Origin of the sequence: Bradyrhizobium sp. 134 (assembly GCF_023074155.1) — a bacterium.
Lineage (GTDB): Bacteria > Pseudomonadota > Alphaproteobacteria > Rhizobiales > Xanthobacteraceae > Bradyrhizobium.
In genome coordinates this window covers 834229-859165 of record NZ_JADPKX010000034.1, presented here as the reverse complement: position 1 = coordinate 859165, position 24937 = coordinate 834229, and the positions used below count along the sequence as shown (strand labels likewise).

The following is a 24937-nucleotide window of genomic DNA, read 5'->3' as shown; positions in this document are numbered from 1 at the left end:
GATGCTCGACATCTCTCCCGCCGAATGGACGGCGATCCTGCTCTCGCTCAGGGTTGCCGTCATCGCGACGCTGGTGGCAACGCCGTTCGGCATTGCGCTGGCATGGCTGCTCGCGCGGCGTGATTTCTGGGGCAAGTCGGTGCTCGATGCGCTGGTGCATCTGCCGCTGGTGCTGCCGCCTGTCGTCACCGGCTATCTGCTGCTGCTGACCTTTGGCCGCCGCGGCCTCGTCGGCGGTTTTCTGGCGGATACTCTCGGCATCGTCTTCGCCTTCCGCTGGACCGGTGCTGCGCTTGCCTGCGGCCTGATGGCGTTTCCGCTGCTGGTGCGTCCGATGCGGTTGTCGATCGAGGCGATCGACCGGCGGCTCGAGCAGGCCGCCGAGACGCTCGGCGCCACTCCTTTCAAAGTGTTCTTCACGGTGACGCTGCCCTTGGCGCTGCCCGGCGTGCTTGCCGGCATGGTGCTTGGCTTTGCGAAAGCGATCGGCGAATTCGGCGCCACCATCACCTTCGTCTCCAACATTCCCGGAGAGACCCAGACGATTTCGTCCGCGATCTATTCGCTGATCCAGACCCCGGACGGCGACGCCGCTGCGGGACGGCTCGTGATCGTCTCGATCGTGCTGGCGCTCGGCGCGCTGATCGCGGCCGAATGGTTCGCCCGCCGCGCCACCGCGCGATTGCACGGGAACTGACCATGCTGCGCGTCGACATCGAAAAGCAGCTCGGCGAATTCTCGCTGTCCGCATCCTTCGAAAGCGAAGGCCGCGTCATCGGCCTGTTCGGAGCGTCGGGCGCCGGCAAGACCTCGCTGGTCAACATGATCGCGGGGCTGCTGCGGCCCGACCGCGGCACCATCGTGATCGACGGCGAGACGGTCGACGACAGCGCGTCCGGCATTCATGTGCCGACCTGGCGCCGCCGCATCGGCTATGTGTTCCAGGATGCGCGGCTGTTTCCGCATCTCAACGTCGCGCAAAATCTCGACTATGGCAGGCGGATGAACGGCCTCGCGCCCGATCCGGCGCAGCACAAGCGCGTCATCGAGCTGCTCGACATCGGCGCGCTGCAGGGTCGCCGCCCCGGAAAACTCTCCGGCGGCGAGCGCCAGCGCGTCGCGCTCGGCCGCGCGCTGCTGTCAAGGCCGCGCCTGCTGCTGCTCGACGAGCCGCTCGGCGCGCTCGACGAGGGCCGCAAGCTGGAGATCCTGCCCTATCTGGTGCGGCTGCGCGACGAGGCTAATGTCCCCATGGTCTATGTCAGCCACGACGTGGCCGAGCTGCGCCAGCTCGCGACGCAGATCGTGATGCTGAAGCAGGGCCGGGTGACGTCGTTCGGCGGGGTGAAGGTGCTGACGTAGCCATACTGGCCGTCGCACCCACCGCCGTCGTCCCGGCGAAGGCCGGGACCCATACCGCGTGCTTTATCGGTAGGCGGCAGTGGGAGTACCGGCGAAGAATAGCAGGCGGTCTTCGCCAAATAACTTCCTGTGGTTATGGGTCCCGGCCTTCGCCGGGACGACACTGCAATTAAACCCCGGCCACCGAGCTCCACAAATCCGCGAGCTTGTGCCGCAGGGCCTGCCTGCGGGTCAACGGCGCGGGCGTTTCTTCGTCTTCCGGAAGGCGCAGGCCGACGACATTGACGCGGCCGCCGGAGATCGAGCGCGCCACAAGTACGATCGGATCCAGCACGAGCTCCGCCCCCTCTTTCGGCGCGCGTTCGAGATGGACGTCGAAATAATCAGCGAGCGTGTGCCCGCGCTCGTCCTCGCCGACCTCCACGCCGTAGATCTCCGCGAGCTCGGCGAGCGTGTGCTCGCCGGAGACCATGAAGTCGCCCAGCAGATGCGGGTCCGGCGCCGAGCTCGGCTGCATGTCGACGAAGAAGCGGTCGAGCGATTCGGCCTTTTCCGGCGGCGCCAGCAGATAGATGTAATCGCCGGGCGCGATCGGCTCGGCTTCCGCCGGCGTCAAGATGTTCTCCTTGCGGATCACGAGCGTCGGCTTCGACCAGGACGGGATCAGGCCGCGGCGGAAATACAGGCTCTTGGACCGCACCGGATAGCCGACGAGCTGCTGCTCGAGCTGCCCAGGCAGATCCAGTTCGACACGGCGCGGGCCGCGTTCGGCGCGCGGGAGCGCAACATGGAGCTTGCGCGCGGCCGGCCCCAGGGTCCAGCCCTGCAGCAGGAGCGAGATGATGACGACGACGAAGGCGACGTCGAAATAGAGATAGGCCTTCGACAGCCCGACCAGCATCGGGATCGAGGCCAGGAAGATCGCGACCGCGCCGCGCAGGCCGGTCCAGGCGATAAAGATCTTTTCGCGCCAGTTGAAGCGGAACGGCGTCAGGCACACGAACACCGCGATCGGCCGCGCCACCAGCATCAGGACGAATGCGACCCCCACCGCCGGCAGCACGCTGCCGCCAAGCCGGCTCGGCGAGACCAGCAGGCCGAGCAGCACGAACATCACGATCTGGGCCAGCCAGGTCGCGGCGTCCAGGAAGGCCACCACCGAATTATGCGCGCGCGTCGGGCGGTTGCCGATGATGATGCCGGCGAGATAGACCGCGAGGAAGCCTGAGGCGTGCATGATCTGCGAGCCGCCGAAGATGACGAGCGCGGCGGTGGTGACAAACGGCGCGTGGAGGCCCTGCGGCAGCGCGACCTTGTTGAGCGCGATGACGACCAGACGCCCGCCGATCACCCCGACGACGGCGCCCAGCACGGCCTCCTGGGCGAACTCCATCAGCACATGCGCGGCCGTGCCTGTTCCCAGCGAGATGTACTCGACCAGCATCAGGGTCAGGAAGATCGCGAAGGGATCGTTGGTGCCGGATTCCACCTCCAGCGTCGCGCCGACGCGCGGGCGCAGGCGCAGGCCCTGTGTATGCACCAGCAGGAACACTGCGGCCGCGTCAGTCGAGGCCACCACGGCGCCGACCAGCAACGACTCCGTCCAGTTGAGGTCGAGCGCATATTTCGCGAACGGCGCCGTGATCAGCGCGGTCAGCAGCACGCCGACGGTCGCGAGCACCATGGAAGGCGCGAGCACGGTGCGGATGCTGGCAAAGCGGGTCCGCAAGCCGCCGTCGAACAGGATCAGGGCGAGCGCGACCGAGCCGACCAGATAGGTGGTTCGGACGTCGTCGAACTGCAGCTGTCCGGGACCGGAATCGCCCGCGAGCATGCCGATCGCGAGGAAGACGAGCAGAAGGGGCGCGCCGAAGCGCAGCGCAAGCAGGCTTGACAGGATCCCGGCCAACACCAGGACGGCGCCGAGCAATATGGCGAGGCTGACACTGTCGAGGGAAGCCATCCACCTTCCGGGTACGAAATCGCTGGAATTGCATCCTTATCGTCGGCAGACTCCCACGCCAACCCATTTTCTCCCGCTCGCGGCAATCTGCCCGCATTTTGCGGCCTTAACGCACTTCACTTGGCGGTGTATCGGTGGTCCGGCCGCGCCCTTTGTGGGATTCTCCGGCGCGCTCGAATCAATGCCTCCCGCCCGCTCCCCGACGAGACCGATAGACATGGACCTCAAAGACTTCATGGAGTTCGTGCGGACCACCGCGCGCAGCGTCGGGGCGGAAATCTCCTCGCCCTGGTTCTACCTGCAATTCGGGCTCATTCTGGCCGCGGCCGGCATCGCCTATGCCGCGGAAGCCGCCGTTCGCAGCCGGGTCGACATGACCTCGCTGGCGATGCGCTGGCCGCTGCCGCTCCGGCACTTCGTCCGGGTGATGGTCTCCAGCGCCTCGACGGCCGTGTTCACCCTGCTCGTGATCGTCTCCCGCGTGGTGATGTACCACGCGACCTGGCCGAGCCGCAGCTATCTCCTGATGGTCGCCGCCAAGCTGGGCCTGGCCTGGCTCGCGATCCGGCTCTTGACCTCGGTGCTGCGCAACGCCTTCATCGTCAAGCTGGTGTCGATCACGGCCTGGTTCGTCGCGGCGCTCTCGATCCTCGGCCAACTCGATGCGACGGTCGACCTGCTCGACTCCTTCGCCATCGTGTTCGGCGGCCTGCGGCTGACGCCGCTGCTGGTGATCAAGGCCGGTGCGCTGCTGCTCATCGCGCTCTGGCTCACCAACATCGCCAGCAATTTCGCCGAGAGCCGGATCAACTCGACCACCGATCTGACGCCATCGGTGCAGGTGCTGCTGGTCAAGATCATCCGCATCGGCCTGCTTGCAGTCGCGATCGTGATCGCGCTCGGCACGGTCGGCATCGATCTCTCGGCGCTCGCGGTGTTCTCAGGCGCGGTCGGTGTCGGCATCGGTATCGGCCTGCAGAAGATCGTCGCCAATTTCATCTCGGGGATCATCCTGCTCGCCGACAAATCGGTGAAGCCGGGCGATCTCGTCACCATCGGCGACAACACCGGGCGGATCAGCGCGATGAAGACGCGCTATATTTCCGTCGCCGCCGGCGATGGCCGCGAATTCCTGGTGCCGAACGAGGATCTGGTGACGCAAAAGGTCGTCAACTGGACCTACACCGACAAGAACACGCTGGTGAAGATCGCCTTCGGCACCAATTACGACGCGGACCCGCGACTGGTCTGCAAGCTCGCCGCCGAGACCGCGGCCGCGCATCCGCGCGCGCAGAAGGGCAAGCCGCCGAATTCCATCCTGACCGAGTTCGCCGAAGCCGGGATGAAGTTCTCGCTGACCTTCTGGATCGCCGACCCCGACGGCATGGACAACGTCAAGAGCGACGTGATGCTGGCGCTGTGGGACGCCTTCAAGCGCGAGGGCATCCGGGTTCCCTACCCCGTCCGCGAAATCCGCATCCGCGGCGGTGCGCTGCCGGTGGAAACCACCGTAGAAGTCCCGAATTGAACCGGTTTTCGGGCGCATGCCCGCCAAGCTTGGCTTGCATGCAGGCTCGCGATCATTAAATTAGGGCCTTAAATCAGACCCTTGCGCCCACCTCGATACCGGCCCCGTGCCGAGAAGACCGCATCCGCATGAGCTACGTCGAAGCTACCGATACCTCGCTCCGCAAGACCGGGCAGATCAAGCTGCATGGACCAAGCGCCTTTGCCGGCATGCGCAAGGCGGGAGCGCTGGTGGCGAAGTGCCTCGACGAGCTCACCGACATCGTCGGGCCCGGCGTTCCGACCGACCGCATCGACCAGTTCGTCCGCGACTTCGCCTTCAGCAACAATGCCTATCCGGCGACGCTGATGTATCGCGGCTACCGCTATTCGACCTGCACCTCGCTCAACCACGTGGTCTGCCACGGCATGCCCGGCGACCGTCCGCTGAAAGAGGGCGACATCGTCAACATCGACGTCACCTTTATCGTCGACGGCTGGTACGGCGATTCCAGCCGGATGTATGCAGTCGGCCCGATCGCCCGCAAGGCCGAGCGGCTGATCGAGGTGACCTATGAGGCGATGATGCGCGGCATCGCCGCGGTGAAGCCCGGCGCCACCACCGGCGACATCGGCCATGCCATCCAGAGTTTCGTCGAGCCGCAGGCCATGAGCGTGGTGCGCGATTTCTGTGGCCATGGCCTCGGGCGCATGTTCCACGACGAGCCGAACATCATCCATATCGGCCGGCCCGGCGAGGGCGTGCAGCTCAAGCCCGGCATGTTCTTCACAATCGAGCCGATGATCAATCTCGGCAAGCCGCATGTGAAGATCCTCTCCGACGGCTGGACCGCCGTGACCCGCGACCGCTCGCTATCGGCGCAGTTCGAGCACTCCGTCGGCGTCACCGCGACAGGCGTCGAGATCTTCACGCTGTCGGAGCGGCACGGCGAGAAGCAGATTGGGTGAGGGCGGCTGGCGGCTGACCTTCGGGATCGTCGGCTGGCGTGAACCGGATTTGCCGCCGCAATTGACGGTTGCAAAAAGGATTACCCGCGGCAATGCTGGCGGCCGATGCCTGCCAAGCCCGACCACGACAAGAGCAAGCCCGAAGAAGCGCCGCACTATCTCGGCCATCGCGAACGGCTGCGCGAGCGCTTCTACAGCGCCGGTGCGGACGCGCTCAGCGACTACGAGCTGCTGGAGATGGCGCTGTTTCCGGCGCTGCCGCGGCGTGACACCAAGCCGCTGGCGAAGTCGCTGATCAAGATTTTTGGCTCGTTTGCCGAGGTCGTGCATGCGCCGGTGGCGCGCCTGCGCGAGGTGGACGGCATCGGCGAATCCGCGATCCATCAGCTCAAGCTGCTCGCGGCGGCGGCGCATCGCGTCGCCAAGGGCGGGGTCAACATCCGCAACGCGCTGTCGTCCTGGAACGAGGTGATCGACTATTGCCGCACCAGCATGGCGTTCGCCGAGAAGGAGCAGTTTCGCCTGCTGTTCCTCGACAAGCGCAACCAGCTGATCGCCGACGAGGTGCAGCAGACCGGCAGTGCAGCAGACCGGCACCGTCGATCACACCCCGGTCTATCCGCGCGAGGTGATCAAGCGCGCGCTGGAATTGTCCGCGACGGCGCTGATCCTGGTGCACAACCACCCCTCAGGCGATCCCTCCCCTTCACAGGCCGACATCCAGATGACCAAGGCGATCATCGACATCGCAAAGCCGCTCGGGATCGCGGTGCACGACCACATCATCGTCGGCAAGAGCGGGCATGCGAGTCTGCGCGGGATGCGGCTGATCTAGTAGCAATATCTCGGATCGACCGGGACGTAGGAGCCGTCCCGGCGCTGCATGTAGCAGCCGCGCTGATAGGCGTAATAGCCGGAGCGGCGGCGTTCGCCCTCTGAGGCGATCGCAGCGCCCGTGCCGGCACCGACGACAGCGCCGATGGCCGCGCCACGGCCTCCGCCGATGGCGCCCCCCACGATCGCTCCACCGACGCCGCCGAGGATGGCACCGCCAATGGCGTCCTGCGCCGCCGCCTCATGAGCCGGCATCGCGATCACGACCGCCAGACAGGCCACGATAGCGAAACTTCCAATGCGAAGACCTCGAAGCATGCTCGCCCTCCCCTGTGGTCAGAGGAGTCATAGCGCCGCAGCCGGATTCGGACCAGACAAATCACCATGCCGGGACCCCGCACTCTCGCGATGGCGTCGGAGGCTCGGCTCGAAGGCGGCTCAGGCCACGCCCCGTGTGCAGCGCGGGCCTTCCCCATTCATCTTAAGCATCGACCCAGCGCTGCACGGCCTCGGCGGTGTCGGCCGGCGTGGTGTTGAAGCAGATCGCGGCGTCGGGCGCCAGGCGGTGGACGAGGTTGAGCACCTTCTCGAACAGCAGCAGGCGCTCCTTCGGCTCGCGCAGGCCCGCGCCGATCACGATGCAGTCGAAATTCTCCTCGCGCAGCGTCGCCGTGACGGCGGCTTCCGCCGCGGCATCGAGATCGATCAGGCAGCTCGTGACCTCGTAACCGAGATCGCGCAAGCGCAGCAGCTGCGCATCGATATAGTCGCGCACGAGCGCCGGCGTGAGCTGCGGGAATGCACTGTAGTCCGCGTTGCCGGGTTCGATGCCGATCGCGAGGACGCGCGTGGTCATGCAGGGCTCCGTTGCCGGACTGTCTCGCGTCGCTAACCGAGCAGCGGCCCTTTCGGTTCCCTCGCGGGCTGCCGCCCTGATCCCGGTCCTGCCGCTCATTTTCTCGGCGAGGTTGTAACCCACTTCACACGCGGCGCCCCGGCGGCCTGCCAGACTTGCGGGAGATCACGCTGGTCTCACGCCTGATCACGGCACCTGGTTCATTTCGACTGACGCGCGGTTGCAAAATCCATTCATTGCGGGAGCGGAAAATGATTTCATTCGAGAGTTTGAAAAGCGAATACGAGCAGAATTGGGCCAATCTCGAGATCCGGCCTGCACGCCTCTCCGACGCGAACGCGGTCGCACGCAAGGCCATCAACGGCAAGGCGACCTATCAGCAGATCGAGCGGTTGACCGGCGTCCCCTGGTATTTCGCTGCCCTCTGCCACTACCGCGAGTCCAATTTCGATTTCGACACTTATCTCGGCAACGGCGAAACGCTTCATCGCGTGACGACGCTCGTTCCGAAGGGGCGCGGTCCGTTTGCCACGTTCGTGGACGGCGCCGTGGACGCCTTCAGAATCGAGAATTTCGTCGGCGCTCACGATTGGGCGATCGCGCGGATTCTGTTCCGGCTCGAAGGGTTCAACGGCTTCGGCTATCACGCCAAGGGCTGCAATTCGCCCTATCTCTATGGCGGTTCGACGCTGTATGGCCCGCCCGAGGCAAGAGCCGGCAAATTCGTCCGCGATCATGTGTTCGATTCGGGTCACGTCGATTCCCAGCTCGGCACCGCGGTGATCCTGCATGCAATGATGTCGCTGGATTCCTCGATCACCCTCGACGGCAGCCCGCAATTCGCGAGCCGGGCCGAACCGGAGGACGACGCGGCGTCGACGATAGTTCTCATGCAGCAGGCGCTCAACAAGCTCGGCGCCAATCCGCCGCTCGCCGAGGACGGCGTCAGCGGACCGAAGACCAGGGCCGCGGTCTCGCAGTTTCAGCAGCAGAACGGCTTGAGGGATACCGGACTTCTCGACGGCGCCACGGTCGCCGCCCTCACCCGCGCTGTGCAGTCGGGCCCCACCGGATCGAGCGGCGATGTGTCCAGGATCATGAAGCGGCTGGAGGACCTCGCGCAATTGCTGCGGCCGCCGGTCGGCGCCGTGATCCCGGCAACGACGGCATCGGGCAACACGCTGCCCGCCACCAATGATCCGATCAGCCTGTTCGAACGGCTATTTTCCCTCGTCAACAAGACGGCCCCCATGCCAGGACCCCTCACCCCGACCAGCCCCGCCCCCGTCGATCAGTTGAAGCAGGTCGTCGACCTGCTCGGCACCTTGCTCAACCGGGATGGCAAGCCTGTCCTCGGCCAGGTCAATGGCGCGCTCGGCGATACCATCGGCAAGATGCTCGACGGCAAGAAGACTGCGCTCGGCATCGGCGGCTCGCTGATCACAGCGCTGCTCTCTTCGGTGACGGCGAGCCCCAACGCTGGCGGTCTTGCCGGGTTGCTCGGGACGCTGGTGTCGGCGGTGCCGGGCCTCGGCCAATTCGCGATGCCGATCTCGCTGGCGCTCACGGCCTGGGGCGTGCTCGGCAAGATGGAGAAGTGGGCCCAGGGCACCGCGCCGCCGCCCAAGCCGACGACGTAGCCTGCGGCCGTCCCTTCGAGACGCCCGCCTATGGCGGGCGCTCAGGATAAGCTCGCGTTTCGCGGCGCCTACTGGCGCAGCATGATCAGGGGATCGGCGGTATCGGGGACGCGCCGCCATTGCGCGTTGTCGTCGGCCTCGAACTGCCAGGCCTCACCGGCCTTCGACAGCAGGATGATCTGGCCGCGCTCGAGCCGCCATTGCGTCGGGTTGAACTGCGCAATGGCCGCATCGCATTTCGGCTTGAGGAAGACCTGGAAATTGTCCGGCCCGGCTTCGGTGTTGGTCAACGTCAGCCCGCAGACCGGCTGGCCGTTGCCCCGCACGATCGACCAGTCGCCGATCATCTGGTCCATCGACTTCGCCATCGAGCGGGCGGCGGCGAGATCTTGCAGGATGTAGACGCCCTCGCCCTGCCGCAGGCCCTCGAAGATCCCGGCCTCGACCTCGGTGAAGTCGATCACGGCTTCACCGCTCGAATCCTGCAGGCGGACGATGTCGAGACCCCTGACGCTCCACGCGACGATATCCTTGGTGAAGGGCAGCGCGGCCTTGCAGGCCGGCTCCAGCTCGAGCTTGAAGCCTTGAGCCGCAGCGTCGGCCTTGAGCGTGACGACGCAGGTCTTGCTGCGCTCGGTGGTCGAGAGCTCCCACTGCCCGGGCATCTCCTTCTTCAGGGTCGTCGTATCCTGCGCATGCGCAGCGCCGATCGCGGCCCAGTAGGCCGCGACGGTGAATGCAACGACCCGAAGAACTCTCATCAGCGCCCCTTGAAAGGCGTTTCCGCAACCGGCGTCAACGGCGCCTTGCCTGAGAACCAGGACTTGAGATTGTCGACCACGAGCTGGTCCATCGCGTTGCGCGTCACCACCGAGGCCGAGCCGATATGCGGCAGCAGCACGACGTTCTGCATGGTCTTGAGCTCGTCCGGCACGTTCGGTTCGGCCGCGAACACGTCTAGACCGGCCGCAAGGATGGTGCCGGACTTGAGCGCCTGGACCAGCGCCGGTTCGTCGATCACCGAGCCGCGCGCGACGTTGACCAGCACACCGCGCGGGCCGAGCGCCTTCAGCACCTCGGCGTTGATCATCTTGTTCGTGCTGGCGCCACCGGGCACGATCACCATCAGCGTGTCCACCGCCTTCGCCATCTCGATCAGGTCGGGGTAGTGCTTGTAGGAGACGTCCTTGGACGGATTGCGGGTGTGATAGACCACCGGCACCAGCGAGGCATCGAGCCGACGCGCGATCGCCTGTCCTATCCGGCCCATGCCGACGATGCCGACCTTGCGATCGCGCAGCGAGCCGACGCTGAGCGGATAGTTCTGGGTCTGCCAGAGACCGGAGCGCACATAACGATCGGCCTTGATGAATTCACGCACCGTGGAGATCAGAAGGCCCATCGCGACGTCGGCGACCTCCTCGGTCAGCACGTCGGGCGTGTTGGTGACGATGATGTTGTGCTCGGCGGCGTATTTGGCGTCGACGTGGTCGTAGCCGACGCCGAAGCTCGCCACCATCTCGATCTTGGGCAATTGCGACAGCGAATCCCGGTCGGCGCGCACGGTGTGATAGGTCACCGCCACGCCGCGGATCTTTTCGCGGATTGCCGGCGTCAGCCGCTCGAGATCGCCCCGCGTCTCCGCCTTGTGCACGACGAAATGATCGGAAAACCCGTTCTCGAGGATCGGCCGGACCGGCCCATAAATCAGAAGGTCGATCTTTTCGGACGAAATCGAACCGGTGGTCATCAGTTGTCCTTTCCAAGCGCGCTTTCGTGCCAGCGCCGTAAAACGAGGTGGGAAACTAGCGCCAGCACCCCATAGATGACAATCCCGGCCAGCGACAACAGCAGCAGCGCTGCGAACATGCGGGGTATGTTCAAGCGGTAGCCGGATTCTGCGATCCTGTAGGCGAGCCCGGAGCCGGCCCCGGCCGTTCCCGCCGCGATCTCGGCCACGACCGCGCCGATCAGCGACAGGCCGCCGGCAATGCGCAGGCCGCCGAGAATGTAAGGCAGCGCCGCCGGCAGCTTGAGAAAGCGCAGGGTTTGCTGCGGCGAGGCGCCATAGAGCTGGAACAGGCCGGCGAGGTTGCGATCGACCGAATTGAGCCCGAGCGTGGTGTTCGACAGCACCGGGAAAAAGGCGACGATGAAGGCGCAGACCACGACCGCGGTCTGCTGCTCCAGATAGATCAGCAGCAGCGGCGCGATCGCGATGACAGGCGTGACCTGAAGCACCACCGCATAGGGGAACAGCGATGCTTCCACCCATTTGGACTGGTTGAACAGCAGCGCCAGCGCGATGCCGCCGATGCTGGCCGCCACAAAACCTTCGAGCGTGGTCAGCAGCGTCGCGGCGAGCGACTGTGACAGCACCGACCAATCCTTGATCAGTGTCACGAATATGACGGAGGGCGCCGGCAGCACGTAAGGCGGGATGTCCTTGATCCGAACCACGAGCTCCCAGGCGAGCAGGCCCGCCGCGAACACGATGACGGGCAGCGCGAAGCGCACCGCGCGTTGTGCGCCGGACGGCTTCGCAGTGACGGAAGCTTGCGCGTTCATAGCGTCGACTGCCCTGCATAGGACGGCGCCAGCGCCGCCGACACTTTCCGGCAATAATCGGAATAGGCGACTGAAGTGCGAAACTCCTCGCCACGCGGCTCGACCGTCTCGATGCGGAAGTCGGCCTGGATGCGGCCCGGCCGCGCCGTCATCACCACCACGCGCTGCGACAGATAGACGGATTCGAACACCGAATGCGTGACGAAGATGACGGTCTTGCCGAGCCTGCGCCACAGCGCGAGCAAATCGTCGTTGAGGCGGAAGCGCGTGATTTCGTCGAGCGCCGCGAACGGCTCATCCATCAGGAGGACATCAGGATCGGTGACGAGCGCGCGCGCCAGCGACACCCGCATCTTCATGCCGCCGGAGAGCTCGCGCGGAAAGGCGTCGGCAAAATCGGCAAGCCCGACGCTGGCCAACGCCTCGTCGGCACGCCCGCGCGATTCCGCCTTCGGAACGCCTGCTAACTTCAGCGGCAATCGCACGTTCTCGCGCACGCTGGTCCAGGGCATCAGGGTTGGTTCCTGAAACACGAAGCCGATGCCGTGACCTGGCTGCGCCTTGTCCTCCTGACGCGCCAGCCTCACGATGCCGGACGACGGCGCGCTGAGCTCGGCAATCAGCCGCAGCGCGGTGGATTTGCCGCAACCGGACGGTCCCAGCAACGAAATGAACTCGCCCTTGCGCACCGCAAGGTCGAGCGGGCCGAGCGCCAGCACGCCGTTGTCATAGGTCTTCGTCACGCCGCGCAGGCTGACAGCCAGGGCCGTCAGGCCGGTCTCGACCCCCGCCGACGTTTGGACTGATGACATCGGCCTTGCGCTACGGCTTGCTCGGACGCAGCTCGGCGCCGACGCCCTTGTTGACGAAGCGCAGCGTATAGGATTTGCGGAAATCGAGGTCTGCCTTCACCACGCCTGCCTTCACCATCTTGTTGAAGAAGGAGGTGTAGCGCTCGTCGCTCATCGCGCCGATGCCGTTCTTCAGCGAATCGCCGGAATCGACGATGCCGTATTCCTTCATCTTGGCGACGGAATAGGCGAGCAGCTCGTCGGTCATCTCCGGATTGAGCTTCTTGATCATGGCGTTGCCCGCGGAATTGTCGCGGTAGATGTAATTGTACCAGCCGACCATGGAGGCATCGACGAAGCGCTGCACCAGGTCGGGCTTCTTCTCGACCACGTCGCGGCGGCTCTCGATCAGGGTCGAATAGGTGTTGAAGCCGTAATCGGCGAGCAGCAACACGTTGGGCTTGAAGCCGGCGGCCTTCTCGACCGCGAAGGGCTCGGAGGTGACGTAACCCTGCATCGCGCTCTTGGGATTGGCGATGAAGGGCTGCGGATTGAAATTATAGGGGCGAACGTTCTTCTCGCTGAAACCGTATTCGGATTTCAGCCACTGGAAATAGCTGGTCATGCCCTCCTTGGAGACGAACAGCGTCAGCGGCTTGAGGTCCTCGATCTTGGCGACCTTGGCATCGGGCTGCGTCAGCATCACCTGCGGATCCTTCTGGAACACCGCGGCGATCGTGACGACCGGGACGTTGTTGGCGACCGCGTCGAACGACATCAGCGTATTTGCGGCCATGAAGAAATCGATCTTGCCGGCGATCAGCAGCATCCGGTTGTTCTCGTTGGGCCCGCCGGGGACGATGGTGACGTCCAGCCCATATTTCTTGTAGGTGCCGTCGGCGACCGCCTGGAAGAAGCCACCATGCTCGGCCTCGGCGACCCAATTGGTGCCGAACATGACCTTGTCCAGGGTTTCGGCGCGCGCCGGAACGACCGAGACCAAAGCGGCCATCAGGCCCGCCGTTAAGGCTCGCCGCAGATGAGAGGGGCTCATGATGGGACTCCGTCGATCGCTTCTAGCCGATGTCCAAGCAACGCGATAAAACCGCAAGACATTCAGGGACGCGAGCCGGCCTGGCCCGCGTCCCCTGATACCCCAAATTACTCGACAAATTCGGGCAAAGAAACCTTGATGACGCCTTCCCGCGACTGGACCGAGATCCGCTGGGCCGATGCCGGCCCAGCCGAGGTGTCGCGCTGGATCGCAGTGCTGCCGCTGGCGGCGACCGAGCAGCACGGCCCGCATCTGCCGCTCGAGACCGACGTGCTGATCGCGGACGCCTATCTCGCGCGGGTGCGCGAGCTCCTGCCCGAAAGCGTTCCGGCCACTTTCCTGCCCGTTGAACCGATCGGGATTTCCACCGAGCATATCGACTATCCGGACACGCAGACGCTAGCGACTGAAGTCGCGTTGAAAAAATGGAGCGCGATCGGCGAGGACGTCGCGCGGCGCGGATTGAAAAAGCTCGTCATCATCACCAGCCATGGCGGCAACAGCGCGGCAATGATGCTGATCGCGCAGGATCTTCGCGCGTATCAGAAACTGTTCGTGGTGACCACGGCGTGGTCGCGGCTGTCGGGCGCGGACCAGCTGTTCCCGGCCGACGAAGTACGCCACGGCATCCACGGCGGTGCAGTCGAGACCTCAATCATGCTGGCGCGCTATCCCGATCGGGTGCGCGGTGATGCGATCGCGGATTTTCCCGCGAGCAGCATCGCGATGGAGCAGCAATATCGCTGGCTGTCGACGCAGCGACCCGCACCGTTCGCCTGGCAGGCGCAGGATCTCAACCCCAGCGGCGCCGTCGGCAATGCGACGCTAGCCGTCGCCGCGAAAGGCGAGCGGCTGATCGACCAGGGCGCCCGCGCTTTTTGCGAGCTGCTTGCCGAGGTTGATAACTTCGACGTGAACAGGCTCGCCAAAGGCCCGCTCGGTTAGCGCTTATCCTCCTGGAATCATTCTGAAAAGAGCCAGACTCGAGCTCCGCTTTTGCCGGTTTCGAACCGGACGCGCGGAGCCTCCGTCCAACTCGGTACGCGGGCCACAACGGACCGCCTCAACCCGGATGGAGTTTCACATGTCGATCAAGACCAAGCTTTTCGCAGTTGCTCTCACCGCGCTCACCCTGACCGGCAGCGTCGTCGCCACCACCTCGCAGGCGCAAGCCAAGCCGCTCGGCTGGGGCGTCGGCGTCGGCCTGGGCATCGCCACCGCCGCCGTCGTCGGCTCCGCGATCGCCGCCAGCAACGACCCCTATTACAACGGCTATCACCGCTGCGGCTGGGCCGCCCAGTACAACGCCTTTGGCCAGTACGTTGGCCGCGTTCGTACCTGCTTCTGATTTGAGTCCCTGAGGCCGATCTCACGTGGATCCTGCGTCCGACACGGGCGCCTCATCCACCCCGTGTCGTGCCCCCGACCCCGCCCGGATGTCCCCCCGGGCGGGGTCAACTGTTTTGGGGCCTCGGGATTTTGTTGCAGCCCCGTCACACAGCGGTGCGAACCATCCCCTGCGCCAATCTGCACTAGTTGCTATTGCGAATTAATCGCAATAAGGTTTGCAACAGGCTCAGGGGCTTGGGAAGAAGTCGCGCCGGACTGAGATCATCAGGTCCGATCGCGGAGCACCTAAGCCTGATGACAGGGTCGCCGCGAATCGGCAGGGATAGTGCGGCGAGTGGACACACTCGCTTTTGGGGGCGTGCGTTTTGACGTTGAGGGGTCACCGTTACAGGTATTTGCGGACGGCCGCGGCGATTGCCTCGGGCGTCTTGGCTTTGCCCGCCAGCAGCCGCGCGGCTGATCTGCCGCTGAAGGCACCTGCGCTCAGGGCCGTCTACGACTGGACGGGCCTCTATATCGGTGCACACGCCGGTTTCACCCGCGGCACGTCCTCGGCCATGCTGACCGATCCCGCGGTCGCGACCGATAATCATGTCTTCACCGGCGCGACCGGCGGCGTGCAGGCCGGCTACAATTGGCGCCTCAACTCAGGGCTTCTGCTCGGCGTCGAAGGCGACATCTCCTTTCCGAACTATCTGCCCTCCAACCACGTGGTGTCGTCGACGACCACCGCGCTATCGAGCGCGGAGGAGCGCTGGGATTACGTCGCGAGCCTGCGCGCGCGGCTCGGCTACACCACGGGCGCATTCCTGTTCTACGCGACTGGCGGCGCCGCTTTTGCCGGCGAGCGCTTTCTCTCGACACCGGCAGGCGGCAATGAGGAGAAGGTGTTGAACACGCGGTTCGGCTGGACCGCCGGCGGCGGCGTCGAATATGCCTTCGCGCCGCACTGGAGCGCGCGGCTCGAATATCTCTACAGCAAGTTCGAGAACGCCCGCGTCACCTTCCCCTCGGGCGCGCAATATTCGTCCTCGATGGATTTCCAGAGCCTGCGGATCGGCCTCAATCGCAAGATCGACTGGCCGGGCCTGCCGACCTACAATCCGAAGTCTGACGTCACCGATACCGAGTCCAGCCGCTGGGAGATCCACGGCCAGTCGACAGCGCTGGCCCAGGGACATCCCTCGTTCAGAGCGCCCTATACCGGGCCGAACAGCTTCACCCCCTCGCCGGATCTGCAGCAGACCTGGAGCAATTCGCTCTATCTGAATGCGCGGCTGTGGGACGGCGGCGAGGTCTATTTCAATCCCGAGCTGCTGCAGGGCTTTGGCTTCAACAACACGACCGGCGCGGGGGGCTTCCCCAACGGCGAAGCGCAGAAGTCCGGCTTTCCCTATCCGCACTTCAACGCCTCGCGGCTGTTCGTGCGCCACACCTTCGGCTTCGGCGGCGAGCAGGAGGAGCTTGCCAGCGGCCAGTTTCAGCTTGCTGGCAAGGCCGACGTGTCGCGTTTGACTTTGCAGGTCGGAAAGCTCTCCGTGGTCGACGTCTTTGACGGCAATTCCTACGCGCACGATCCGCGCAAGGATTTCATGAACTGGTCGATCTGGGCATCCGGCGCCTTCGACTACGCCGCTGACAAGCTCGGCCTCGGCTATGGTGCAACGGCCGAATTGAATCAGAAGCAATGGGCGCTGCGCGCCGGCTACTTCCTGATGGACGCCCAGTCCAACTCGAACAATTTCGACATGAATATCGGCCGCCGCGGCGAATATGTCGCGGAGCTCGAGATGCGCTACTCGCTGTTCGGCCAGCCCGGCAAGCTGCGTACTCTCGGCTTCGTCAACAGCGCCTATTCCGGCAGCTATCGCGAGACGCTGGATAATCCGCTGCTCAACCTCGACATCAGCCAGACCCGCCGCGGCCGGCTCAAATACGGCTACGCTTTGAATGTCGAACAGGCGATCACCGACGATATCGGCGTGTTCGGCCGCTGGAGCTGGAACGATGGCCGCAACGAGATCATGGCCTTCACCGACATCGACCGTAGCCTGTCCGGCGGTGTCTCGGTCAAGGGAGCGAAATGGGGCCGACCCGACGACGTCGTCGCCATTGCCGGCGCGATCAACGGCCTGTCGCAGGACCATCGCGACTTCATCGCCGCCGGCGGTCTCGGTCCGCTGATCGGTGACGGCCAGCTCAACTACCGCAGGGAACGCGTGCTGGAGACCTATTACGCCTACGCGCTCAACAAGGCGCTGACCTTCACCGCGGACTACCAGCTCATCGTCAACCCCGCCTACAACGCTGATCGCGGCCCGGTGTCGGTGTTCTCCGGCCGGCTGCACGGCGAGTTCTGATCGCGGCTCAGAATAACAGCGCGACGCCCGAGACGAACAGCAGCGCAAGCACGATCTTGCGGAACGTGGCCTCGTCGATGCGGCCGAACAGTTTCAGCCCGAGCCACGTTCCCGCAAAGAGAAACGGCAGGCCGAGCGCGAACAGCTTTGCGGTCTCGAACGTCAGCGCTCCCTTGGCACCCAGGAAGAGCGCCGCCGTGGCGAACACCACGACTGCGACGGGCTGGAACGTGGCGCGCTGGACGTCCTTGGGCAGACCGCGCAGATTGCACCAGATGGTGATGATGATGCCGGCAAGGCCGGTCAATCCACCCAGCAGGCCGTTGACGAAACCGATGGTCATGTCGGCGGACGGCGGCACGATGGTCGCGACCTTGAGTTTTGGCCTGAAGAACGCATAGAGGCTGTAGACGACCAGGATCGCTCCAACTGCGATGCGGACGCTGTTCGGATTGGCGGAGGTCAGGAGTGACACGCCGACCGGCACGCCCACGACGGCGCCGACCATGAACGGCCATAGCCGCCGCCAGTCGATTGCTGCGCGCAGCTTCCAGACCGAGTAACCCTGCACCAGAAGGCCGAAGCCGACGATCAGGCTGGCGCTCTGAAGCGGCGTCAGCACGTAAAGCCACAGCGATGCCGCCACCAGGCCGAAGGCAAAGCCGGAGAGGCCGGCGACGAACGCGCCGGCAAAGGTGGCCGTCAGGAAAAGGGTAAGCTCGATTGTGATCCCGTCCATTGCTCGCTCCAAACGTCAGCGAGCAGCGCTTGCGTGGGATCACCACTTCACGGGGAGGCTGCGACATCCCCGGTGGTGCGAGCCTAGGTGAAGCCGCTTCCCTCGACAATGACCTTCTTAGGCGGCCCGGATCGCGTCCAGGAACTTCCCGACCTCGACCTTGAGGCGGCTGCTCTCGCCGGACAGTGACTTCGCTGACGCAAGCACGGTGGAGGAGGCCGATCCGGTCTGGCTCGCGCCGCGCTGCACGTCGACGATGCTGGCGGAGACCTGTTGGGTGCCGCGCGCCGCCTGCTGCACGTTACGGGAAATCTCCCGCGTCGCGGCGCCCTGCTCCTCGACCGCGGAAGCGATCGCCGATGCGATCTCGGACATGCGGGTGATGGTGTCGCCGATCGACTTGATGGCGCCGACCGAATCCTCCGTCGCGCTCTGGATTCCCGTGATCTGCTGGCTGATCTCGCCGGTGGCCTTGGCGGTCTGCTCGGCCAGCGCCTTGACCTCGGAGGCGACCACGGCGAAGCCGCGTCCGGCCTCGCCGGCGCGCGCCGCCTCGATCGTTGCATTGAGCGCCAGAAGATTGGTCTGGCCCGCGATCTGGCTGATGAGCTCGACCACGTCGCCGATCCGGCCGGCAGCCTTGGCGAGCTCGCCGACATAGTCGTTGGTCCGCGCCGCCTGCTGCACCGCTTCGCTGGCGACCCGCGCGGAGTCCTGAACCTGTCGACCGATCTCGTCGACCGAAGACGCCATTTCCTCCGCGGCCGCGGCAACGGTCTGCACGTTGCTGGAGGCCTGCTCGGAGGCGGCCGCCACCGTCGCGGTGACCTTTTCCGATTGATCGGCGGTGCTCGTCAGCGTTCCCGCCGACACTTCCAGCTCCGACGATGCCGACGACACGGTGTTGATGACGTCGCCGATCAACGCTTCGAAATCGCGCGCGATCTGGTCCATGCGCTGGCTGCGCCGGAGTTTCGCCTGGGCTTCCACCGCGGCGGCCTCGTCGGCAGCCTTCTTGGCGGAGAGCGAATCCTTGAAGTGCTGGAGCGAGCCCGCCACCTGGCTGATCTCGTCGTTACGGCCCGTCACGGGAATCTCGACCTCGTGCTGTCCGGCGGCAAGCGTTGCGATCACGTCCGCGAGCCGGCTCAGCGGCGTCACCACGCGCCGGCGCAGCATCATGGTCACACCACCGAGTGTCCCCAGCAGCGCCAGCACCGCCACGCCCGCGAGCGCGAGCATCGCAAGCGCGCCATCACGCGCGGCCGAGGCGCGCTCGGCAGCTTCCGTCAGCGCGGCATCGCGCACGCCGTAGAACATCTGGATGGCGGGGACAATGACGGTGGCCAGCTCTTCGGCGTTGATGCCGTATTTGCCGTCGCCACGAGCCGCGGGCATCTCTTTGTCCACGGCAGCGGCTGCTTTTCCGAAATAGGAATCCGTTGCCGCTTTCAGTGCGGTGGCGATGCGGGGCGGACTTCCGAGCTGGTCGATGCCGGCCTCGATGCGCTCGCGGTCGGCCTCGACGCGCCCCTGCATCCGATCCATCAGCGAGAATTCGGGAGCCGTGAGCGGGCGGCGCGCGCTCAGCGCCGGCGACAGCGTGGCGGCGCGGCTGCCGGCCGAGACGCGCAGGTCCTGCGCCGTTCGCGCCAGGCTCAACAGCGCCGCAAGCGAAGAATCGGCATTGATGACCTTGGCTTCGAGCCGGTTCATGATCGGCTCGATATTGCCGATGACCTCTGCAACGCCCGGTAGGAAGCCCTTGACTACAGCGCTGTCGCGCGCCGCCAAGGGAACGCTCATCGCGCGGTTTGCAGCGGTGTAGATATCCTTGAGCCGCCGGGCGGTACGGTCCAGGTTTTCGATCATCGGTCCGGAATCATCCAGCACAAGGATGGCGCGCCTTGCCCCCTCAAATGCGGCATCGGCTGCTTTCGCGGCCTTCGCGGCGCCTTCGATCTGGGCCTGCGTCGCAGGGTTCTCCTGGAAAATCGGCGAAATGTAGGGGGCACGAAGGCCGGCAACGTGCTGACTGACCATCAAGGTCGCACCAAAGGCGTCGACCGTCTTGATCGCGTCGGAGCGGTTCGTGAAGATGCGCGCCTGGGGTACGAGCACCTCGGCGCCAAGGATGACTGCAAACACCGTCACCGTCAGCATCGACAGCGCAAAGAGTTTCCCGATCCGCATTCTGATCCCCGAATACATTCCTGCAAATGTCGAGAACCTAGCCGGTGGCCGCTAAGAGCCCGTTAAGCAACGGCATGCCCGTAGTTCCGCGGGGTATTGGGCTTCGAGTGCCTTCCGGGACGGTGTCGCCGAAGTTCCTTCGCGATGCCGGATGCGACAGAATCATCGGCATTTCTTCCCCGAATACCTATATCAATGCTTGGGCCGCCATCCGGCCACACTCCCTTACCTCGGAACGTCAATGCTCTCCGCCGAACTCGCCATCGTCGTCGTCCTGATCGTCATCAACGGCTTGCTGTCCATGTCCGAGCTCGCCGTGGTCTCGTCACGCCCGGCCCGGCTGTCGATGCTCGCCGCCAAGGGCGTCCGTGGCGCCGAGCGGGCGCTGACGCTCGCGGCCGACCCCGGCAAATTCCTCTCGACGGTGCAGATCGGGATCACGCTGGTCGGCGTGCTCTCCGGCGCGTTCTCGGGCGCGACGCTCGGACAGCGGCTGACGCAATGGCTGCTCGAGCTCGGCCTGTCCGCAGGAATTGCCGACATCGTCGGAGTGGGCCTGGTCGTCACGCTCATCACCTACGCCACCCTGATCGTCGGCGAGCTGGTGCCGAAGCAGGTGGCGCTGCGCGACCCCGAGAGCATCGCGGTCAGGGTTGCACCCGCGATGCACGTGCTTGCGAAGGTCTCGCTGCCGCTGGTCTTCCTGCTCGATCTCTCCGGCAAGCTGATCCTCACGCTGCTCGGCCACGGCGGCAAGTCCGAAGAGAAGGTGTCGGAAGACGAGATCCATCATCTCGTCAGCGAGGCCGAAAGCGCGGGCGTGCTCGAGTCAGGTGAAAAGGAGATGATCGCGGGCGTGATGCGGCTCGGCGATCGGCCGGTCGGCGCGATCATGACGCCGCGCACGGAGGTCAACGAGATCGACCTCAACGATACGCCGGAGAGCATTCAAGCGACCATCGCCAAGAGTCCGCATTCACGCTTTCCCGTGTCCGACGGCGACCGCGACAAGCCGATCGGCGTGCTCCAGGCCAAGGACCTGCTGGTCGCCTTCATGAACGAGCGCACGCCGGATTTGCGCGTGCTGGTCCGCGAGGCGCCCGGCATTCCCGCCTCAGCCGATGCCCGCGACGTGCTGGCGATCCTGAAGGCTGCGCCGGTGCATGTCGGCCTCGTCTACGACGAATACGGCGCGTTCGAAGGCATCGTGACGACGGCTGACATTCTGGAATCGATCGTCGGCGCCTTCCATTCCGAGGAAGGCCCGCCGGAACCGGCCTACGTCAAGCGCGCGGATGATTCGCTGCTGGTCTCAGGCTGGATGCCAGTCGACGAATTCGGCGAGCTGATCGGCGTCGAGCTGCCGCCGCACCGCTACAACACGGTCGCCGGCCTCGTGCTGCAACAGTTCAACGTGCTGCCTGATGTCGGCGACGCCTTCGACTTCGGCGACTGGCACATCGAGGTGGTCGATCTCGACGGACGGAGGATCGACAAGATTCTCGCGAGCCGGCGGAGCGAAGTAGAGACGGGGTGAGCGAGCGCTCGCGATACTCTCAACACGACAGCGGAATTTGTTGCGCTAGACCCTCACCCGAACCTCACCCCGATCCGCTTCTCCTTGCGCCAGATCACGGTGCAGGCGAGATGTGTTCCGCCGGCCTGGACGAACAGGCTGAAATGGTCAGGGATGCCGACGGGACTGCTGACGTCGAGCGCGGCGCCGGTATCGGACAGGTTGCGGATAGTGCAGTCGATCGCGCCGCCGCCGCCGAACTCGATCGTTCCGGCCTTCAGCACGCGATGCCTTGCCTTGTCGCGCCGCTCGTCCATGGGGACAATCTATACCCAAAGTTGAACAAAACGTTAAACGCAGCCCATGTCGTGATGCCTTTGCGCAGGACCTGCGGCCTTGCCCTACGGCGCCGGCTGGAACGTCTCCGTCCGCGCCATCCGCCAAGCATCACGGAAGCGTGCGTCTTCGGTACCTTCGAGCAGCTCGCCCGGACGCAGCGAGGGATAGAGCTGCGCGAAGGATTTCACGTCCGTCGTCGAGGTACGCTGGGAGAAGTGGATCGGGCGCAGCTGCTGCGGATGTTCGAGACCGGCCGCGGCGACCAGCTCGGTCAGCGAGTGAAGCGTCGCAAGGTGATAATTGTGCACGCGGTCAATCTTGAGCGGCACGTAGAGTGCGCGCGCCCGCGTCGGATCCTGGGTCGCGACGCCGGTCGGGCAGCGGTCGGTGTGGCAGCTCAGCGACTGGATGCAGCCGAGCGAGAACATGAAGCCGCGCGCCGAATTACAGTAGTCCGCGCCGATCGACATGGCGCGTGCCATGTCGAAGGCGGTGGCGATCTTGCCGGAGGCGCCGATCTTGATGCGATCGCGCGCGTTGATGCCGATCAGGGCGTTGTGGACGAAACTGACGCCCTCCCGCATCGGCATGCCCAGATGATCCATGAACTCCAGCGGCGCGGCGCCGGTGCCGCCCTCGTTGCCGTCGACCACGATGAAGTCGGGATAGATGCCGGTCTCGATCATCGCCTTGCAGATCGCCAAAAATTCCCAGGGATGGCCGATGCACAGCTTGAAGCCGGTCGGCTTGCCGCCGGAGAGCTTTCGCATCTCGCCGATGAACTGCATCATGCCAACAGGCGTCGAGAAGGCGCGATGCGAGGCCGGCGAGATGCAATCCTCGCCCATGGCGACTCCGCGGATCTTGGAAATCTCCTCCGAGACTTTCGCCGCCGGCAGCACGCCGCCATGACCGGGCTTGGCACCCTGGCTGATCTTGAGCTCGACCATCTTGATCTGGTCCTGGCGCGCGACGCGCGCGAAGGCTTCGGGATCGAAGGTGCCGTCGAGATGACGGCAGCCGAAATAGCCCGAACCGATCTCCCAGATGATGTCGCCGCCCATCTCCGCGTGATAGGGGCTGAAGCCGCCCTCGCCGGTGTCGTGCGCGAAGCCGCCCTTCTTGGCACCGGCATTCAGCGCGCGCACGGCGTTCGGGCTGAGCGCGCCAAAACTCATCGCGGAAATGTTGAACACGGAAGCCGAATACGGCTTGACGCAATCCGGCCCGCCGATGGTGACGCGGAATTTCTCCTCGGCATGCGTCTTCGGCGAGACCGAGTGATGCATCCACTCATAACCCTGGCGGTAGACGTCCTCCTGGGTGCCGAACGGACGCTTGTCGAGCTGCATCTTGGCGCGCTGATAGACCACCGCACGGATGTCGCGCGAGAACGGCATGCCGTCCTTCTCGCTCTCGAAGAAGTACTGCCGCATCTCCGGGCGTATCTCTTCGAGCAAAAAACGGATATGGGCCGAGATCGGGTAGTTGCGCAGAACGGCGTGGCCCTTCTGCATGAGGTCGCGGACGCCAAGCGCCGTCAGCGCGCCGAAGATCAGGATCGGGATCAGCAGGATGTCGAAGATCTTGCCATCGGCGAAGCCGATGCCGGTCAGCAGCGCCGTGACCACCGCGCAGATCGTCAGGACGATGAAGCGCGGAGAGAATGGCAGCAGCAGGGTTTCCATGATCCCCTCTTCCGCCAGCGGCAGCCGTTTGGCCGATGGGTTGGGCGATAAGCTGGGCGATTCCTGCGTTTTGTTCTCGTCGGCCACGATTCCCATCCTCTCGCCAGCATGAGGCGGTACGATACGCCCGCGCCTGTCATACGGATATGACGCGGCGGTTGTTTCACGCTAGCGAATTCGGCGGGGACAAATCAATCAGCCCGATGGGCGGGCTGCTGCGGTGCAGCAGGGCTCGGAAGGGACGGGCATTAACCCGTCAGAGCGCTTTACCCAGGCAAGCGTCCTGGCTTTTGCCAGGACGACACGAGAGGGCCTACCGCTCGACGAACGCCTTTTCGATCACGAAATGGCCGGGCTTGTTGCCGGAGCCCTCGACGAAGTCGCGGCCCTCGAACATCAGTTTCAGCTCTTCGAGCATCGCCGGGCTGCCGCACATCATGATGCGGTCGGTCGCGATGTCGAGCGGGCCCTGGCCGATGTCGTTGAAGATCTGCTCGGAGCTGATGAGATCGGTGATGCGGCCGCGGTTCTTGAACGGCTCGCGGGTCACGGTCGGATAGTAGATGAGCTTGTCCGCGAGCAACTCGCCGAACAGTTCGTCCTCGCGAAGACCGGCGACGAGCTTCTCGCCATAGGCGAGCTCGGAGACCTGACGGCAGCCATGCACCAGCACGATGCTGTCGAATTGGTCGTAGACCTCGGGGTCCTTGATCAGGCTGGCGAAGGGCGCCAGGCCCGTGCCGGTCGAGAGCAGCATCAGCCGCTTGCCGGGAATGAGATTGTCGGTGATCAACGTGCCGGTCGCCTTGCGGCCGACCAGGATGGTGTCGCCTTCCTTGATCTTCTGGAGACGCGACGTCAGCGGGCCGTCCTGAACCTTGATCGAGAAGAACTCGAGCTCTTCCTCGTGGTTGGCGCTGGCCATGCTGTAGGCGCGGAGCAGCGGGCGGCCCTCAACCTCGAGGCCGATCATCGCGAACTGGCCGTTCTGGAAGCGGAAGCCGGAATCGCGGGTTGCGCGAAAGCTGAACAGGGTGTCGGTCCAGTGCTGGACGGAAAGAACCTTCTCTCGGTAAAACGCGCTCATGATTTTCGATATTCCGAATAATTGCGGTTTTAGGGCAAAAGCGTTGCCCGGCCCCTGAAAGCGGAGCGGACACCATTGCCATGGCGGAGGATTTCGCGTGTGTGATCTACGCCATTGAGACC

22 protein-coding genes and 1 pseudogene are annotated in these 24937 nt (G+C 64.8%); 10 read left to right on the top strand and 13 right to left on the bottom strand.

Annotation, left to right across the window (positions count from 1 at the left end):
• The first annotated feature begins 1 nt into the window (after position 1).
• Positions 2-697 (top strand): molybdate ABC transporter permease subunit, encoded by a 696-nt coding sequence (gene modB, locus IVA75_RS13650; protein WP_027565844.1) that lies wholly within the window; start codon positions 2-4, stop codon positions 695-697.
• A 2-nt stretch (positions 698-699) separates the two neighbouring features.
• Entirely contained in the window at positions 700-1362 is a 663-nt protein-coding gene (gene modC / locus IVA75_RS13645) for a molybdenum ABC transporter ATP-binding protein (RefSeq protein ID WP_247285385.1), read from the top strand.
• Between the two features lie 169 nt (positions 1363-1531).
• Here modC and IVA75_RS13640 read toward each other — a convergent pair whose 3' ends face one another.
• Positions 1532-3325, bottom strand: coding sequence for a potassium/proton antiporter (locus IVA75_RS13640; RefSeq protein ID WP_247285384.1), 1794 nt, complete (start codon positions 3323-3325; stop codon positions 1532-1534).
• A 211-nt stretch (positions 3326-3536) separates the two neighbouring features.
• Here IVA75_RS13640 and IVA75_RS13635 point away from each other — a divergent pair, with 211 nt between their 5' ends.
• The 3 genes and pseudogenes from IVA75_RS13635 to radC all read left to right on the top strand — a co-directional run bounded on the left by IVA75_RS13635 (position 3537) and on the right by radC (position 6635).
• Positions 3537-4853, top strand: coding sequence for a mechanosensitive ion channel domain-containing protein (locus tag IVA75_RS13635; protein ID WP_247285474.1), 1317 nt, complete (start codon positions 3537-3539; stop codon positions 4851-4853).
• A gap of 128 nt (positions 4854-4981) precedes the next feature.
• Positions 4982-5800 (top strand): type I methionyl aminopeptidase, encoded by an 819-nt coding sequence (gene map / locus IVA75_RS13630; protein ID WP_018460078.1) that lies wholly within the window; start codon positions 4982-4984, stop codon positions 5798-5800.
• Positions 5801-5905: 105 nt separating this feature from the next.
• Positions 5906-6635: pseudogene (gene radC, locus IVA75_RS13625) on the top strand (DNA repair protein RadC).
• Here the strand turns inward: radC and IVA75_RS13620 are convergent.
• Complete coding sequence (locus IVA75_RS13620; RefSeq protein WP_247285383.1) at positions 6632-6952, bottom strand: glycine zipper domain-containing protein; 321 nt, start codon at positions 6950-6952, stop codon at positions 6632-6634. The pseudogene radC and the gene IVA75_RS13620 overlap by 4 nt on opposite strands.
• A 163-nt stretch (positions 6953-7115) precedes the next feature.
• Positions 7116-7490 carry a hypothetical protein gene (locus tag IVA75_RS13615; RefSeq protein WP_247285382.1) on the bottom strand — a complete coding sequence of 125 codons (375 nt, stop codon included), beginning with the start codon at positions 7488-7490 and terminating at the stop codon, positions 7116-7118.
• A gap of 251 nt (positions 7491-7741) precedes the next feature.
• Here IVA75_RS13615 and IVA75_RS13610 point away from each other — a divergent pair, with 251 nt between their 5' ends.
• The gene (locus IVA75_RS13610) at positions 7742-9130 is read left to right on the top strand and encodes a peptidoglycan-binding protein (protein WP_247285381.1); all 1389 of its coding nucleotides are present in this window, start codon (positions 7742-7744) and stop codon (positions 9128-9130) included.
• A 68-nt stretch (positions 9131-9198) separates the two neighbouring features.
• Here IVA75_RS13610 and IVA75_RS13605 read toward each other — a convergent pair whose 3' ends face one another.
• Genes IVA75_RS13605 through IVA75_RS13585 form a run of 5 tightly spaced genes read right to left on the bottom strand, consistent with a single transcriptional unit; the run spans position 9199 to position 13543 of the window.
• Positions 9199-9891, bottom strand: a complete 693-nt coding sequence (locus IVA75_RS13605; RefSeq protein WP_247285380.1) for an AprI/Inh family metalloprotease inhibitor — start codon at positions 9889-9891, stop codon at positions 9199-9201.
• On the bottom strand, positions 9891-10880 hold the full coding sequence (locus tag IVA75_RS13600; RefSeq protein WP_007604945.1) for a 2-hydroxyacid dehydrogenase: 990 nt from the start codon (positions 10878-10880) through the stop codon (positions 9891-9893). The genes IVA75_RS13605 and IVA75_RS13600 overlap by 1 nt, the downstream gene beginning before the upstream one ends.
• Positions 10880-11698: an ABC transporter permease gene (locus tag IVA75_RS13595; protein WP_247285378.1), complete on the bottom strand. Its 819-nt coding sequence runs from the start codon at positions 11696-11698 to the stop codon at positions 10880-10882. The genes IVA75_RS13600 and IVA75_RS13595 overlap by 1 nt, the downstream gene beginning before the upstream one ends.
• Complete coding sequence (locus IVA75_RS13590) at positions 11695-12510, bottom strand: ABC transporter ATP-binding protein (RefSeq protein WP_247285376.1); 816 nt, start codon at positions 12508-12510, stop codon at positions 11695-11697. The genes IVA75_RS13595 and IVA75_RS13590 overlap by 4 nt, the downstream gene beginning before the upstream one ends.
• Positions 12511-12520: 10 nt before the next feature.
• Positions 12521-13543 carry an ABC transporter substrate-binding protein gene (locus IVA75_RS13585; protein WP_027565862.1) on the bottom strand — a complete coding sequence of 341 codons (1023 nt, stop codon included), beginning with the start codon at positions 13541-13543 and terminating at the stop codon, positions 12521-12523.
• Between the two features lie 138 nt (positions 13544-13681).
• On the opposite strand from IVA75_RS13585, the gene IVA75_RS13580 reads away from it, so the two are divergent.
• The 3 genes from IVA75_RS13580 to IVA75_RS13570 all read left to right on the top strand — a co-directional run bounded on the left by IVA75_RS13580 (position 13682) and on the right by IVA75_RS13570 (position 17253).
• Positions 13682-14488: a creatininase family protein gene (locus tag IVA75_RS13580; protein ID WP_247285374.1), complete on the top strand. Its 807-nt coding sequence runs from the start codon at positions 13682-13684 to the stop codon at positions 14486-14488.
• A gap of 139 nt (positions 14489-14627) precedes the next feature.
• Entirely contained in the window at positions 14628-14891 is a 264-nt protein-coding gene (locus IVA75_RS13575; protein WP_247285373.1) for a hypothetical protein, read from the top strand.
• Positions 14892-15288: 397 nt separating this feature from the next.
• Entirely contained in the window at positions 15289-17253 is a 1965-nt protein-coding gene (locus IVA75_RS13570; protein WP_247285372.1) for a carbohydrate porin, read from the top strand.
• Positions 17254-17260: 7 nt separating this feature from the next.
• Here IVA75_RS13570 and IVA75_RS13565 read toward each other — a convergent pair whose 3' ends face one another.
• Both IVA75_RS13565 and IVA75_RS13560 read right to left on the bottom strand, forming a co-directional pair.
• A complete protein-coding gene (locus IVA75_RS13565) occupies positions 17261-17992 on the bottom strand; it encodes a sulfite exporter TauE/SafE family protein (RefSeq protein WP_247285371.1) in 732 nt (243 codons plus the stop codon).
• Between the two features lie 117 nt (positions 17993-18109).
• Positions 18110-20185 carry a HAMP domain-containing methyl-accepting chemotaxis protein gene (locus IVA75_RS13560; RefSeq protein ID WP_247285370.1) on the bottom strand — a complete coding sequence of 692 codons (2076 nt, stop codon included), beginning with the start codon at positions 20183-20185 and terminating at the stop codon, positions 18110-18112.
• A gap of 241 nt (positions 20186-20426) precedes the next feature.
• On the opposite strand from IVA75_RS13560, the gene IVA75_RS13555 reads away from it, so the two are divergent.
• Positions 20427-21722 carry a hemolysin family protein gene (locus tag IVA75_RS13555; protein ID WP_027565867.1) on the top strand — a complete coding sequence of 432 codons (1296 nt, stop codon included), beginning with the start codon at positions 20427-20429 and terminating at the stop codon, positions 21720-21722.
• A 53-nt stretch (positions 21723-21775) separates the two neighbouring features.
• Here the strand turns inward: IVA75_RS13555 and IVA75_RS13550 are convergent, their stop codons facing one another.
• The 3 genes from IVA75_RS13550 to IVA75_RS13540 all read right to left on the bottom strand — a co-directional run bounded on the left by IVA75_RS13550 (position 21776) and on the right by IVA75_RS13540 (position 24815).
• On the bottom strand, positions 21776-22018 hold the full coding sequence (locus tag IVA75_RS13550; protein WP_247285369.1) for a PilZ domain-containing protein: 243 nt from the start codon (positions 22016-22018) through the stop codon (positions 21776-21778).
• A gap of 84 nt (positions 22019-22102) precedes the next feature.
• Positions 22103-23824, bottom strand: a complete 1722-nt coding sequence (locus tag IVA75_RS13545; protein WP_247285368.1) for an FMN-binding glutamate synthase family protein — start codon at positions 23822-23824, stop codon at positions 22103-22105.
• 217 nt (positions 23825-24041) lie between these two features.
• A complete protein-coding gene (locus IVA75_RS13540) occupies positions 24042-24815 on the bottom strand; it encodes a ferredoxin--NADP reductase (RefSeq protein ID WP_007597827.1) in 774 nt (257 codons plus the stop codon).
• Positions 24816-24937 lie beyond the last annotated feature (122 nt).